Origin of the sequence: Arthrobacter sp. NEB 688 (genome assembly GCF_013201035.1) — a bacterium.
GTDB lineage: Bacteria > Actinomycetota > Actinomycetes > Actinomycetales > Dermatophilaceae > Phycicoccus.
Window position 1 is genome coordinate 2,666,695 of record NZ_CP053707.1, and the last position, 14,455, is coordinate 2,681,149.

At 75.6% G+C, this 14,455-nt stretch carries 12 protein-coding genes; 8 read left to right on the forward strand and 4 right to left on the reverse strand.

All coding sequences use genetic code 11. The features are described from left to right. The first annotated feature begins 39 nt into the window (after positions 1–39). Entirely contained in the window at positions 40–1,314 is a 1,275-nt protein-coding gene (locus HL663_RS12505; RefSeq protein WP_173028686.1) for an aromatic acid exporter family protein, read from the forward strand. On the opposite strand, the gene HL663_RS12510 is transcribed toward HL663_RS12505, so the two are convergent. From HL663_RS12510 to HL663_RS12520, 3 genes are all read right to left on the reverse strand, one after another. Continuing rightward, positions 1,297–3,174 (reverse strand): alpha/beta hydrolase family protein, encoded by a 1,878-nt coding sequence (locus HL663_RS12510; RefSeq protein WP_173028687.1) that lies wholly within the window; start codon positions 3,172–3,174, stop codon positions 1,297–1,299. The genes HL663_RS12505 and HL663_RS12510 overlap by 18 nt on opposite strands. A 25-nt stretch (positions 3,175–3,199) precedes the next feature. Continuing rightward, positions 3,200–4,543: a DUF222 domain-containing protein gene (locus HL663_RS12515; protein ID WP_173028688.1), complete on the reverse strand. Its 1,344-nt coding sequence runs from the start codon at positions 4,541–4,543 to the stop codon at positions 3,200–3,202. A 65-nt stretch (positions 4,544–4,608) separates the two neighbouring features. Continuing rightward, a complete protein-coding gene (locus tag HL663_RS12520; protein ID WP_173028689.1) occupies positions 4,609–5,535 on the reverse strand; it encodes an aminoglycoside phosphotransferase family protein in 927 nt (308 codons plus the stop codon). Between the two features lie 50 nt (positions 5,536–5,585). Between HL663_RS12520 and HL663_RS12525 the strand changes: the two genes are divergently transcribed. The 7 genes from HL663_RS12525 to HL663_RS12555 all read left to right on the forward strand — a co-directional run bounded on the left by HL663_RS12525 (position 5,586) and on the right by HL663_RS12555 (position 12,230). Then, positions 5,586–6,155: a GrpB family protein gene (locus tag HL663_RS12525; RefSeq protein ID WP_173028690.1), complete on the forward strand. Its 570-nt coding sequence runs from the start codon at positions 5,586–5,588 to the stop codon at positions 6,153–6,155. Next, positions 6,152–7,165, forward strand: a complete 1,014-nt coding sequence (locus HL663_RS12530; RefSeq protein ID WP_173028691.1) for a phosphotransferase enzyme family protein — start codon at positions 6,152–6,154, stop codon at positions 7,163–7,165. The genes HL663_RS12525 and HL663_RS12530 overlap by 4 nt, the downstream gene beginning before the upstream one ends. A 75-nt stretch (positions 7,166–7,240) precedes the next feature. After that, positions 7,241–7,933, forward strand: coding sequence for a GOLPH3/VPS74 family protein (locus tag HL663_RS12535; RefSeq protein ID WP_173028692.1), 693 nt, complete (start codon positions 7,241–7,243; stop codon positions 7,931–7,933). A 105-nt stretch (positions 7,934–8,038) separates the two neighbouring features. Then, positions 8,039–10,024, forward strand: coding sequence for a threonine--tRNA ligase (gene thrS, locus HL663_RS12540; protein ID WP_173028693.1), 1,986 nt, complete (start codon positions 8,039–8,041; stop codon positions 10,022–10,024). 344 nt (positions 10,025–10,368) lie between these two features. Next, on the forward strand, positions 10,369–10,842 hold the full coding sequence (locus tag HL663_RS12545; RefSeq protein ID WP_173028694.1) for a GNAT family N-acetyltransferase: 474 nt from the start codon (positions 10,369–10,371) through the stop codon (positions 10,840–10,842). 9 nt (positions 10,843–10,851) lie between these two features. Continuing rightward, the gene (locus HL663_RS12550; RefSeq protein ID WP_173028695.1) at positions 10,852–11,667 is read left to right on the forward strand and encodes an SDR family NAD(P)-dependent oxidoreductase; all 816 of its coding nucleotides are present in this window, start codon (positions 10,852–10,854) and stop codon (positions 11,665–11,667) included. Between the two features lie 23 nt (positions 11,668–11,690). Beyond that, a complete protein-coding gene (locus HL663_RS12555) occupies positions 11,691–12,230 on the forward strand; it encodes an HIT family protein (RefSeq protein WP_173028696.1) in 540 nt (179 codons plus the stop codon). Between the two features lie 7 nt (positions 12,231–12,237). Here HL663_RS12555 and HL663_RS12560 read toward each other — a convergent pair whose 3' ends face one another. Beyond that, positions 12,238–14,343, reverse strand: coding sequence for an elongation factor G (locus tag HL663_RS12560; RefSeq protein ID WP_173028697.1), 2,106 nt, complete (start codon positions 14,341–14,343; stop codon positions 12,238–12,240). Positions 14,344–14,455: the final 112 nt, after the last annotated feature.

Sequence of the window (14,455 nt, forward strand, 5' to 3'; positions counted from 1 at the left end):
GGGCGACCGCCCCGCGCCGCCCGTGGCTAGGGTCGCAGGATGACGACCCAGGCCAGCTCCCGCCGCGGGGTGCGGGCCACCCTGCAGCAGTGGGGCGACACCGTCCGGGCCGTCCTGCGCGGACCCGGGCCCGAGCGCGACGACGCGCTCATGCTCGTCAAGTCGGCCGCCGCCGCCGTGCTGGCGTGGCAGCTCGCCGTCGTCGTCGTCGACAGCAGCACCTCGTTCTACGCCCCGCTCGCCGCGCTGCTCGTCGTCGACCGGACCATCGTGCGCTCGCTCTGGCAGAGCGTCGAGCGCCTCGTCGCGGTCGTCGTCGGGATGAGCGTCGCGTGGGGCGTCGGCAACCTCGTCGGCGTCACGTGGTGGTCGATGGTGCTCGTCCTCCTGCTCGCGCTCGTCATCGGCCGGTGGGACCGCCTCGGGGCGCACGGCATCCAGGTGCCGACGATGGTCCTGCTCTCGCTGCTCAGCCTCCAGTGGGACAGCGTCTCCTTCACCGCGTCCACCATCCTCGACACGACCCTCGGCGGTGTCGTGGGCGTCGTGGTCAACGCCGTCGTCCTGGGGCCGCTGCACCTCACCGGGCCGCGCCGGGCGGTCCTCGAGCTGACCGAGCGCCTGCGCGGGCTGCTCGACGACATGGCCGAGGGCCTGCGCTCCGGCTGGGACGCGGACGCCGCCCGGCAGTGGCACGACCGGGCCACGCGCGTCGGCGTCGACGTGCCGGCCGTCGTCGAGGCGGTCGAGACCGGCCGCGAGAGCACGCGCTTCAACCTGCGGCACCGGCTGCGCCCGGCCCGCATCGACTGGGACGGCTACGTCGGGGCCGCGCACGCCGTGCAGCGCAGCCAGTGGCCGGTGGCCGGCATCGCCCGCACGCTCGCCGACGCGGCGGACGAGGCCCCCTGGCAGGCCGCTCCGTCACCGGAGTGGCTCGGGTGCTACGCCGAGGTGCTCGAGCACCTCGGGGCGGCCGCGGCCCGGTTCGGGGTGCACCGGGGCGCGTCCGACCGTGAGGTGCAGGAGCACCTCGACGCCGCCGTCGCCGCCCTCGACGGGCTCGGCGAGGAGGTGCGCTCGACGCCGCTCGACGACCCGCGCGCGTGGCCCGCGTACGGCACCCTCATCGTCGAGGCCCACCGGCTCGTCGAGGAGATCCGGGCCGGGCACGCCGGGGCCTCGGTGCCGACCGACACCGGGCCGCTGCGGGCGCCGCTGGCCGAGGGCATCGCCGGGATGGCCGGGGCCCGCGCGCAGGAGGTGCTGCGCCGGCGCGAGGACGCCGACCGGCCCTCAGGACCCGAGGCGTAGCACCCGCCTGTAGAACGCCAGCTCGCGCCCGAGGGCGTCGACGACGGTCTCGGGCCGGCGGAAGCCGTGGCCCTCGCCCTCGTAGACGGCGAGCTCGACGTCGTGGCCCGCGGCGCGCATCGCGGTCGCCATGTCCTGCGCCTGGGCGAGCGGGACGACCTTGTCGTCGGTGCCCTGGAGGAGCAGGAGCTCGCCGTGCAGCCGGTCGACGTGGTGGATGGGCGAGCGGTCGCGGTAGACCTCCTCGCCCTCCGGCCACGGGGCGACGAGGCGGTCGCAGTACCGGGACTCGAACTTGTGGGTGTCGCGGGCCAGAGCAGCGAGGTCGGCGACGCCGAAGAGGCTGGTGCCCGCCGCGAAGACGTCGCTCGTCGTCATCGCCCGCAGGACGACGTAGCCCCCGGCGCTGCCGCCGCGCACGGCGATCCGGGTCGCGTCCGCGCGGCCGGCATCGGCGACGGAGCGGGCGCCCGTCACGCAGTCGTCGATGTCGAGCACGCCCCACCGGCCGCGCAGGCGGTTGCGGTAGGCGCGGCCGTACCCGGTGCTGCCCGAGTAGTTGACGGTGAGGACCGCGAAGCCGCGGGTCGTCCAGAACTGCGTCGAGGACAGGTACGACGTCTCGGCGCGGCTCGTCGGCCCGCCGTGCGCCAGGACGAGGAGCGGCGGCTGCTCACCCTCCGGGCCGGTGACGCCGTCGAGGCAGGGCGGGTTGAGGAACCCGTGGACGACGTCGCCGTCGGAGTTGGTCCACGACCACGGCTCGGGCCGCGAGACGGACGCCGGGTCGGGGTCGGACGGGGCGGAGGAGGCGAGGACACGGAACGGGCCGCTCGCCGGGCCGCGGACGACCTGGGGGAGGCCGTCGGTGCGCCCGCGCTTGAACGCCACCTCGTCCCCGGCGGCCGTCAGGTGGTCGTGGAACGAGCCGGCGCCGGCGCTCGGGACGACGTCCCCGGTCGAGGCCTCGAGCACGCCGAGGCCCTGACCCGACTCCTCGAACCAGCGGACGAGGACGCGGTCGGCGTCCAGGACGGCGAGGTCGACCATCCCGAGCGACCACTGCGGCTGGGCGTGGTCGGCCTCGGTGGCGTGCACCGGGTGCGGGCCGTCGCCGGCGTCGCGGTGCACCAGCCACCACCCGGACTCGTCGGAGACGAACCACAGCGCGCCGTCGGGGCCGAAGGTCGGCTGCGAGACCGAGACCTCGTCGCCGCCGGCCACGACGTGGGGCTCGGCGGCCCCCTCGGGCGTCAGCCGGGCGCGCAGGAGGCGGGTGGAGTCCCACGGCATGTCGGGGTGGTCCCAGACGACCCATGCGAGGCTCGTGCCGTCGGGGGAGACCGCCGGGCGCGAGACGAAGTCGGTGCCGGTGTGCAGGACGAGGCCGCCGTCGGTGTTGTCGCCGTGCAGGTCGAGCCGGACGAGCTCGTTGGCGGGCTCGCCACCGCGGGTGTGGTCCTCGCGGACGGCGAGGACGTGCTCGCCGGTCAGGACCATCCCGGCGTACCGGCGGGCCGCCTCGGGGGTGATGGCGACGGGCTCGCTGCTGCCGGGGTCGAGGCGGTACAGGCGGTCGTCGCCGAGGTGGGAGAAGACGACGGTGCCGTCGGCCACGGCGTAGGCGCCGCCGCCGTACTCGTGGACGCGGGTGCGGACGTTCCACGGCGCCGGGAGGAGCTCGGTCGTCGTCTCGCCGTCGTGGCGGACGAGGGTCTGCCGGCCGCCCTCGCGCGGGCGGGACTCGAGCCACCAGGTGTGCGCGCCGTCGGTGCGCACCTCGTCGAGCGCCACCTGGCCGCCGGTCAGGTCCTCGGGGGAGATGGGCGAGGGCCAGGTGCCGTGGGGGAGGGTGCGCATCGGTCGAGCCTAGGTGCCCCGGGGCTCAGGCGGGCAGGAGTGTGAGGAGGTGGTCCTCGAGGGCGGACCTGTGGGGCGGGTCGGTGCCCCAGCCGAGGAGCGGCGGCGCCGTGGCGTGGTGGCGGCGGCCCGCCGGCGTCGTGGTGCGCAGGGTGTGCGGGGAGCCCCGCACGAGGTCGACCCGCCAGCCGGGGGCCTCCTTGACGTGGTTGCACCGGGCGCACCGCCCGCCGGCGTTCGCGAGGCTCGTGGGGCCGCCGAGCCGGGCGGGCTCGGTGTGGTCGGCGTGGACGACGGGGGAGTCGCACCACGGGGTGGTGCAGACGTCGTCGCGCAGGACGACCATCCGGCGCAGCAGGCCGGTGAAGGTGCGGCGGCGCGAGTCCATCGCGACGAGGTCGCGTCCGTCCGGGGTGGTGAACAGCCGCCGCAACCAGACCGAGGCCGGCCCGGCGTCGCGGACCCAGGCGCGGGCGACCGGGGCGGGGACCGAGCCGTGGCCGGGGAGGCGCGCCGGCTCGTCGACGGAACGGTCGGCGTCGCCGAGGCCGAGGAGCGCCCGGTCGGTCATCACGAGGTGGACCTCGACCGGCTGCACCTGGCCGGGGAGCAGCCCGGCGAGCAGCCGCAGCGCGGTGTCGGCCGCGACGGCCCCGACGCCTCGCCCCTCGGGCGCCTCGTCCGGGGCCCGGCCGCCGACGACCGCACGCGCGCGGGCCGCGAGGGCGGCGTGGGCGCCGATGACCTCGCGCATCGGGCCGAGGACGGTGAGCCAGGCCATGCCGTCCGGGGCCGGGCGGACCGAGACCCGTCTGGAGCGGACGGCGGCCTCCATCCGGGCGACGACGGAGGCGGCGTCGAGCTCGGCGGCGACCCGGCGGGCGGCCCGCCCGAGCGCGCGCGGCGTGAGGGACGGCATGACGTCGGCGAGCCGTGCGTCGACCAGGCCGCGGTCCCCGAGGGCGAGCGTGGCCGTCTCACGGGTCATCTCGAGCGCGTGCCGCTCGCCGATCGCCCCGGTGGTGAGGTGCGCCATCGTCGCGGGTAGTTCCTCGACGAGCGCGCGGGACAGACCGACGAAGCGGTCGCCGAGCGTCGGCGACTCCCGACGGGCGAGCGCGACCTCGGAGCCCACCGAGCGCAGCGCGTCCTGCGGGGCCGTGGCCTCACGCGACCGGCGGACGGCGTGGACCGCGCGGGCCTGGGCCGCGGTCGCGGCGCCCTTGAGGCGCTCCAGCTCGTCGACCAGGGCGAGCCGGTCGTGGTCGGTCATCGCCCCGATGTCGATGTGCGCGACCGCCTTTCGCACGTCGGCCACCGCCTCGACCGGCCCCCGGTCGAGGGTCGTGGTGCGGACCATCCCCTCCATGACCCAAACCTGGACGCGACCGCCGACAGCCCCTCCGCCGTCGACGCCCGGCCCGCGGGACGGCCTCAGCGCAGGCGCACGGCGACCTCGGCGGCCACCGCCTCGACCATCGTCGTCAGGCTCGCGGCCCGGGCCGGCATCGAGCGGCGGTAGGCGGCGAGGGTGAGGACGCCCGGGCCGACGAAGGACCAGGCCCGCGCCCGCAGCCAGGTCGCCTCGTCGGCGCCCGCGGCCGCCCGGAAGGTCTCGCGGGCCGGCGCTCCGAACATCCCCCACGCGTAGAGCAGGTCGACGGAGGGGTCGCCGACACCGAGACCGCCGAAGTCGACGACACCGGTGAGCCGCCCGTCGTCCCCGCAGAGGACGTTCTCCGGCGAGAGGTCGGTGTGCACCCAGCAGGGAGGACCGGAGGCCGGAGGGACGTCCCGCAGCCGGCGCCACGCCTCACGGACCGCGGCCGGGTCGAAGAGACCGGACAGGGCGTCCGCGGCCTCGTCGGCCCAGGCGTCGATGGCGTCGGTCACCGGCTCGCCGCTGCGGTAGCCCCAGTGCTCCGGGCCGACCGGTGCGCCGGCGACGGGGACCGCGTGGAGAGCGCCGACGAAGGCGCCGAGGTCGCGCGCGAGGCGGTGCTCGTCGTCGGCGGACAGGCCCAGCGGCACCTCGCCCGGCAGCCAGGTGACGACCGACCACGGCCGCTCGAACCCGGCCGCCGGGCGACCCACGGCCACGACCTGCGGGACGGGGACCGGCAGCGACGGTGCCAGGTGGGGGAGCCAGCGGACCTCGGTCAGGAGGTCCGGCACGTACCGCTCCTCGCGGGGCATCCGCACCGCGAGGTCGTCCCCGAGGCGGAAGACCGAGTTGCTGCTCCCGCTCGTCGGGCTCGGCCGCACCGGCAGCCCGGCGAGCTCGGGCACCTGCTCGCGCAGCAGCCGCGTCACGAGCCCGGGGGTGGGCACGGCGGCGGCGTCGGCGGAGGGCGGGGCCATCGGCCAATCATGCGGGCGCGGTGGCAGCGGTCGGTGCGAGACTCACCGCCATGACGCATGGGGCAGGTCGTCGTCGGCCGGACGTGGAGACCGTCGAGCTCGTCGGCGGGGTCGAGCGGCGGGCGATCCTCCTCGTGGACCACGACCCGGCGTGGGCGGCGGGCTACGCCGCGCACGCGTCCCGCATCCGTCGGGCTCTCGCCGGCACGGCGCTGCGCGTCGAGCACATCGGGTCGACGGCCGTGCCCGGGCTGGCCGCGAAGCCGATCGTCGACGTGCTCGTGACGGTCGAGGACATCACCGCCGAGGAGGACCACGTCGAGCCGCTCGTCCGGGCCGGCTACGAGCTCCGGGTCCGTGAGCCGGGCCACCGCCTGGTGCGGACCCCGGAGCGCGACGTCAACGTCCACGTCCTCGAGGACGACGACCCGAGCGCGGACGACTACCTGCTCCTGCGCGACCGGCTGCGCGCCGACGCAGCAGACCGGCAGCTGTACGAGGACACCAAGAGGGCGCTGGCACAGCGTGACTGGGCCGACGTCAACGCGTACTCCGACGCGAAGGGCGACGTGATCGAGGCCATCAAGGACCGCGCGCGCCGGGCCGGGAGCGACGCGTGACGCCCGGGCCCCGGCGGTACGACGAGCTCGACGAGGAGGGCCAGGTCGAGGCGCTGCGCCCGACCGCGCTCGACGCGGCCGAGGCCTTCGGGCTGGACGTCGAGCGGATGGAGGTGCTGCTCCACGCCTACAACACGACCTTCCGCATCGACACCCGCGACGGCGAGCGGTGCGCGCTGCGGGTCGGGACCAACTCCAAGAGCACCCCCGCGAACGTCCTGGCCCAGCAGGCGTGGCAGGAGGCCATCGCGACGGAGACGGAGGTCGTCGTCCCGCGATCGCTGCGGTCGACCCGGGATGAGTGGTTCGTCCGGAGCGAGCCGGCGGCGCTGGGGCGGCCGGTCCTCGTGACCGCCGCGTCGTGGCTCGAGGGGGACGACGCGCGCGACGGCGCCGGCGCCGAGTGGGCGCGCGCCCTCGGTCGGGCGACGGCGCAGCTGCACCGGCACGCCGCGACGTGGCGGATCCCCGAGGGCGCCGCCCTCCCGCGGTTCGACGAGCCGCTGTTCGGCGACGAGGACGTCCTGAGCACCGCGCCGGGGCTCGACGCGGACGGGCGGGCCGTCGTCGCCACGGGGATGGCGCGCGCCCGGGACGTCTTCGCCCGCCTGCACGCGGGCGCCGAGGTCGTGCCGCTGCACGCGGACCTGCACGGCGGCAACCTCAAGTGGCACGAGGGCCGCCTGGCCGTCTTCGACTTCGACGACGCCGGCCTCGGCCTGCCGGTGCTCGACCTCGCGATCACGACGTTCTACCTGCGTCGCAGCGGGGCCGAGGCGGCCGAGGCGGCGCTGCGCGAGGGGTACACGGAGGTGCTGCCGTGGCCCGACGTCGCGCCCGGCGACCTCGAGGCCCTCGTCGCGTCGCGCCAGCTGCTGCTGGCCAACGACCTGCTCGGGTCGAGCACGGCCTCGCTCCGGGCGATGGCCGCCGACTACCTCGGGACGACCGTGGCACGGCTGCGCGCTTGGTCCGCCACCGGCACCTTCCGCCTCGACGTCGAGGGCTGACTCCTCCTCGGGGCGGAGGCGCGGACCCCGCGGCGGTGGTCGGATGGGGGGCACCGACACCCGGAGGAGACGACGATGACCCTCTCGCTGACCGACGAGCTGCTGCTGCTCGTCCTCGACCCCGCGAGCGGCCGCCCGGCCCTCGACAGCACCCGCCTGCGCGCGGTCGTGGCGGGCACGACGGTGGCCGGCCTCGTGCTCGACGGCGCGCTCGCCCTGGACGGCACCGACAAGAAGGCCCGGCTGCGGCGCACCGGGACGGCCGAGCCGACGGAGCCGCGGCTGCGCGAGGTGCTCGAGCTGGCCGAGGGGCGGCGCCCCAAGGACGTCGTCTCGAAGCTCGGCGGCGCCGGCGCCTGGCGCGACCGCGCCGGGGCACTGCGCGAGCTCGCGCTGTCCTCGATGACGGCTGCGGGCGTCCTGCGGACCGAGGAGACCAAGGTCCTCGGCCTCTTCCCGCGCACCCGCTGGACGGTGACCGACCCGGCCGTCGTCGACCGGCTCCGCGGCCGCGTCACCGCCGCCCTCGCCGACAGCGCCCCGGCGCCGGACGCCAGGACGGCGGCCCTCGTCGCGCTCCTGGCGTCGGTCGACCGCCTGTCGGCCGTCACCGGGATGCCCGAGCGCGAGGCGAAGCGGCGCGCCGACGCCGTGACGGCCGGCGACTGGGCGGCTCCCGCCGTGCGGGCCGCGGTCGAGGAGGTCAACGCCGCGGTCATGGCCGGTGTCATCGCCGCGACGGCGGCGACGACCGCCGCGACGAGCTGAGCGCCCCCGCGACCGGAACTGCCGCGACCGCCCGGTCCGTGCCTCGATAGCATCGGGGCCGTACCGGGTTCCCGGCACGCCCACCACCGCGAGGAGACCCTCACCATGTCTGCCCAGATCACCGTCCACGTCGCCGGGAGCGAGCGATCGGTGGCCGAGGGCACGACCTACGGCGACCTCTTCGAGGGCGACCGGGCCGTGCTCGTCGCCCGCGTCGGCGGCGAGCTGCGCGACCTCCACGTCGCGGCCGCCGACGGCGACGCCGTCGAGCCGGTGACCGCCGCCGAGCAGGACGGCCTCGACGTCCTGCGGCACAGCGCCGCCCACGTCCTGGCCCAGGCCGTGCAGGAGGTCCACCCGTCGGCGAAGCTGGGCATCGGCCCGCCCGTGCGCGATGGCTTCTACTACGACTTCGACGTCGAGACCCCCTTCACCCCCGAGGACCTCAAGGCCCTCGAGAAGGTCATGCAGCGGATCGTCAACGAGGGCCAGACCTTCCACCGGCGCGAGGTGTCCGACGCCGACGCCGCCGTCGAGCTCGCCGACGAGCCGTACAAGATCGAGCTCATCGGCCTCAAGGGCGGGGCGGCCGAGGACGCCGCAGAGGGTGCGAGCGTCGAGGTCGGCGGCGCGCAGCTGACCATCTACGACAACGTCCGGCGCGACGGCACCGTCGCGTGGGGCGACCTCTGCCGCGGCCCGCACGTGCCGTCGACCAAGGTCCTCGGCAACGCCTTCAAGCTGATGCGCAGCGCCGCCGCCTACTGGCGCGGGTCGGAGAAGAACCCGCAGCTGCAGCGCGTCTACGGCACCGCCTGGCCGACCAAGGACGAGCTCAAGGCCTACCTCGACCGGCTCGCCGAGGCCGAGAAGCGCGACCACCGCAAGCTCGGGGCCGAGCTCGACCTCTACTCCTTCCCCGACGAGATCGGGTCCGGGATGGTCGTCTTCCACCCGCGCGGCGGCGTCATCAAGCGCGAGATGGAGGACTACGTCCGCCGGCGGCACATCGAGGAGGGCTTCCAGTACGTCGGGACCCCCCACATCAGCAAGGACGGCCTCTTCCACACCTCGGGCCACCTGCCGTATTACGCCGACACGATGTTCCCGCCGATGGAGCTCGAGCACGCCGAGTACCGCCTCAAGGCGATGAACTGCCCGATGCACAACCTCATCTTCCGCTCGCGCGGGCGCTCCTACCGCGAGCTGCCGATGCGCCTGTTCGAGTTCGGCTCGGTCTACCGCTACGAGAAGTCCGGCGTCGTCCACGGCCTGACCCGCGTGCGGGCGATGACCCAGGACGACTCGCACTCCTACGTCACCCCCGAGCAGGCCCCGGGCGAGATCGAGCACCTGCTGAAGTTCGTCGTCGGCCTGCTCGAGGACTTCGGCCTGGACGACTACTACTTCGAGCTCTCGACCCGCGCGACCGAGGGCGACAAGAAGGACAAGTTCATCGGCTCGGACGAGCAGTGGGAGGTCGCGACCGAGGTCCTGCGCTCCACCGCCTCGACCTTCGGCGTGGACCTCGTCGACGACCCGGGCGGCGCCGCGTTCTACGGCCCGAAGATCTCGGTCCAGGCCCGCGACGCCATCGGCCGCACCTGGCAGATGTCGACCATCCAGTACGACTTCAACCAGCCGCACCGCTTCGGGCTGGAGTACCAGGCCGCCGACGGCTCGCGCCAGGAGCCGGTGATGATCCACTCGGCGAAGTTCGGCTCGATCGAGCGCTTCATCGGGGTGCTCGTCGAGCACTACGCCGGGGCCTTCCCGGTGTGGCTCTCGCCGGTCCAGGTGCTCGGCGTGCCCGTGGCCGAGGAGTTCGTGCCCTACCTGCGCGAGGTCGGCGCGAAGCTCGCGGAGCACGGCGTGCGCTTCGAGGTCGACGAGTCCGACGACCGCTTCCCGAAGAAGATCCGCACCGCGAGCAAGTCCAAGGTGCCCTACGTCCTCATCGCCGGCGGCGAGGACCGGGACGCGGGCGCGGTGTCGTTCCGCTACCGCGACGGGTCGCAGAAGAACGGGGTGCCGGTCGAGGAGGCGGTGGCCGAGGTGCTCGAGGCCATCCGCACCAAGAGCCAGGTCTGACCACCCGTCACGCCCGTCACACGACACGCCGACGACACGCCGCGCGCCGCACAGGTCCGACGTTCCTGACGCGAAAGCCTTGCGGCGCAGGCCGACCGAGGAGCAAGATCAGAGCACTCCACCACCACGGTGGCGGAGGGACCGGAACGGACGAAGGACACCAGGCCCCGCGGCCCCGCTGCGAGGAGCCACCGCGTGATGGCGGTGGTGGTGACCGGGGATCCGCGCCGCGAGACACGGAGCATCACGCCGCGTCACCCGAGGCCCCGAAACCGCTCATACCGGTTTCGGGGCCTCACCCATTCCACCTCCCACCACGGCGCCGGATGGTCCATGCTGGGCCCGTGGAGACGGTGCGGGACGTGCGCGTGCGCGAGGCGCTGCCCACCGACGCGTTCTCGGTCGCTGCCCTGCACATCCAGGACGAGCGCGAGCAGGGGTACGCCCTGCCGCCCGGCTTCCTCGACTCCTTCGCCGACGCGTGGCTCGCCGACCGCGCCCGGCGCACCTGGCTCGCCGAGGACCCCAGCGGCCGCCCGCTCGGGCTCGTCCACGGCACCCGGGTGCAGAAGCTGCCGAGCGCGCGCCGCCCGGCGGACGCGTGGTTCCACGTCAGCCTGCTCTACGTCTCGCCCGATGCCCGCGGCGCCGGCGTCGGGGAGCGGCTCCTGCGCACGCTCGTCGCGTGGGCGGCGACCGACCGCGTCACCCGCATCCAGCTCAACGCCGTGCCCGCGGCCCGCGGCCTCTACGAGCGCGTCGGGTTCGGCGCGCCCTCCGAGCGCCTCATGGAGCTGAGGCTCGACCGCCCGACCTAGGGTGGGCCGATGCACCCCACCACCTCCCGCGGAGTCCTCGTCACCGGCGCGTCCCGGGGGGTGGGGGCCGCCGTCGCGCGGGCCTTCGCCGAGCGCGGCGACCGCGTCGTCGTCCACCACCGAGGACCCGACAGCACCGAGCGCGCCGAGGCCGTCCTCGCCGGGCTGCCGGGGGAGGGGCACGTCCGCCGCGCGGCCGACCTCGCCGACCCCGCCGCGGTGGCCACGCTGGCCGCGGAGGCCGCCGCCGCCCTCGGGCGGGTGGACGTGCTCGTCAACAACGCCGCGATGATCGCCGCGCCCGCCTCCTCCGGCAGCCGACGCGGCGACCACCCGCTCGACGCGACGTCGTACGAGGACTGGGTGCAGGTCTGGCAGGGCACGCTCGCGACCAACCTCCTCGGCCCGGCGAACCTCACGTGGTGCGTCGCGCGGCAGATGCTCGACGTCCCGCCGGCCGACGGCGTCCCCGTGGGCCGCGTCGTCAACGTCGGCTCGCGCGGCGCCTTCCGGGGCGAGCCCGACATCCCGGCGTACGGGGCGTCCAAGGCCGGCCTCCACGCCTTCGGGCAGTCGATGGCGCAGCACCTGGGCCGGCACGGCATCGCCGTCACGAGCATCGCGCCGGGCTTCATCGCGACCGAGATGGCCGGCTACGCGATGGCCGACCCCGAGGCCGCCGAGGCCACGCGCGCGCAGAGCCCGTTCCACCGCGTCGCGCAGCCCGAGGAGGTCGCGGCCGCGGTCGTGGCGCTCGCCGAGCCGGCCGCCGAGTGGGCCTCGGGGGCCGTTCTCGACTTCAACGGGGCGTCGTACCTGCGCTGAGCACGCGCACCTAGGATCGGGGCATGCCCGACCTCGAGAGCCCCGCCGACTTCACCGGCGAGCCGGACGGCTTCGAGCGCCTCTGGACCCCGCACCGGATGGTCTACATCCAGGGCGAGCGGCCCGACCCGGACGCCGGGGACGGCTGCCCGTTCTGCGCGGCCCCCGGCAAGGGCGACGAGGAGGGCCTGGTCGTGCACCGCGGCGAGCACTGCTACGTCGTGATGAACCTCTTCCCGTACAACCCCGGCCACGTCCTCGTCTGCCCCTACCGCCACGTCCCGCTCTACGTCGACCTCACCGACGAGGAGACGAGTGAGTTCACGCTGCTCACCAAGCAGGCCGTGCGGGCGCTCGAGGCGGCGTCGGCCCCGATGGGCTTCAACCTCGGGATGAACCAGGGCGCCGTCGCCGGCGCCGGGGTCGCGGCCCACCTGCACCAGCACGTCGTGCCGCGGTGGGGCGGCGACAGCAACTTCCTGCCGATCGTCGCGCGCACCAAGGCGCTGCCGATGCTCCTCGAGGACGTCCGCGCGCGGCTCGCGGAGCACTGGCCGGCCTGAGCGCGCCTCAGGCGGTCCCGGCGCCCGCGCGCAGGTGCTCGCGGGCCAGGCGGTCCGGCAGCACCTCGTAGCCGCGCGGCTCGCGCCGGAAGGTGCCGGTGCCATGGGCGAGCGAGCGCAGCACGACCGCGTAGTCGAGCAGCTCGAGCCGGGGGACCGCCGCGACGAGGACCGAGCGCCCCGGTTCGCCGTCGACCGGCTCGGAGCCGACGATCTGCCCGCGCCGGGTGCTGACGTCGGTCATCACCGCGCCGAGGTGCTCGTCGTCGACGGCGACCGTGACCGTGTCGATCGGCTCGAGCAGGCACATCGACTGCGGGGAGGCCAGCTCGCGCAGCGCGAGGCCGGCCGCGGTCTGGAAGGCCTGGTCGGAGGAGTCGACGCTGTGCGCCTTGCCGTCGGTCAGCGTGACCCGGACGTCGGTGACCGGCCAGCCGGCGAGCAGGCCCTTCGCGAGCTGCGCGTGGACGCCCTTCTCGACGCTGCCGATGAACTGCCGCGGCACGGCGCCGCCGACGACGACCTCGGTGAACTCGACGCCGGAGCCGCGGGGGAGCGGTTCGAGGGTCAGGTGGCAGACGGCGTACTGGCCGTGGCCGCCGGACTGCTTGACGTGCCGCCCCTGCGCCTCGGCCCTGACGAGCGCCGTCTCGCGCAACGCGACGGCCACCGGCTCCTGCTCGACGCCGACGTTGAAGCGCTCGCGCAGCCGGTGCAGGACGAGCTCGAGGTGCGCCGGGCCGGTGGTCCACAGGACGACCTGGCCGGTCTCCGCGTCGTGCTCGATGCGCAGCGCCGGGTCCTCCGCCGCGAGCTCGCGGAAGGCGACGGGCATCCGGTCCTCGTCGGCCCGCGTCGCGGCGCGCACGGCCGCCGGCAGCAGGGCGTCGGGCAGCGCCCACGGGGTGACGAGCAGCGGCCGGGCGGGGTCGGAGAGCGTGTCGGAGGTCTGCGCCCCGGCGAGCTTGGTGACGACGACGACCTCACCGGCGACGGCGTGCTCCTTGGTGAGCAGCTCGCCGGCGCACGGTGCGCCGAGGGCGCCGGGCCGCACGTCGTCGTCGTGCGCCTCGTGCCCCTCGCCGGTCGGGCCGTCGAGCCGCTCGAGGTGCCCGGAGACGTGGACCGGGCGGTCGGCGCGCAGCGTCCCGGAGAAGACGCGCACGAGCGAGAGGTGGCCGACGTAGGCGTCGGACTCGGTGTGGACCACCTCGGCGACGAGCGGGCCGTCCGGGTCGGCCGTGATCCCGACCGGGTCCCCGCCGTCGACCGGGGTCACCGTCGGCAGCGGGCGCATCCCGGGGTGCGGGAAGGCGGCCTCGACGAGGTGCAGCAGGACGTCGAGCCCCGCGCCGCTCTCGCCGGACACCGGCAGCACCGGGTGGAAGGTGCCGTGGGCGACGGCCTGGAGCAGGTCGCGCTCGAGGGTCGCGAACGGCAGGTCCTCGCCGGCGAGGTAGCGGTCCATGAGCTCGGGGTCCTCGGACTCCTCGATGATCCCCTCGACGAGGCCGGGACGGTGGTCGTCGAACGCCGCGGCGTGCTCGGCGCCGGCCGGGCGCACCGTGCGGGCACCCCCGGAGTAGTCGTGGATCTCGCCGAGGAGGAGGTCGGCGATCGACGTCACGGCGCCGTCCGGCCCGGCCACCGGCACCCCGAGCGGCTGGATGCCGGCCCCGAAGTGCGCCCGGCAGTCCTCGAGCGTCGCGGCGAAGTCGGCGTCCCGCGCGTCGAGCTGGGTCACGACGACGGACCGGGGCATCCCGACGACCGCGCACTCGTGCCACAGCTGCCGGGATCGGGCGTCCGCGCCGTCCGCGGCCGAGACGACGAAGAGGGCGGCGTCCGCCGCGCGCAGACCCGCCCTCACCTGCCCGACGAAGTCGGGGTGCCCCGGGGCGTCGAGGAGGGTCAGCACCACCTCCCCGCACGCGAGCGTGGCGGCCCGCAGCCCCGCCGGCTCCGCCCCCCTGGCCCGCGTCCCCGACCGCGGCGCGAGCTCCGCGACGACGCGGTCGAACAGCCGCGAGGTGCCGGCGCCGGACGGGCCGAGGAGGAGGACGGTGCGCAGGCGGGTGGTGTCGGTGACGGTGGGGGCCGGTGTTCCGCTCATGCCTCCAATCAACTCCTCCCCGCAGCGGCGCACAAGGGGATCGCGCGGCCCGCGGAGAGACCTGCGCCACCCCGGCGGGCGGCGCGGTGGCGTGGCGGCGTCCGCGGCGCCA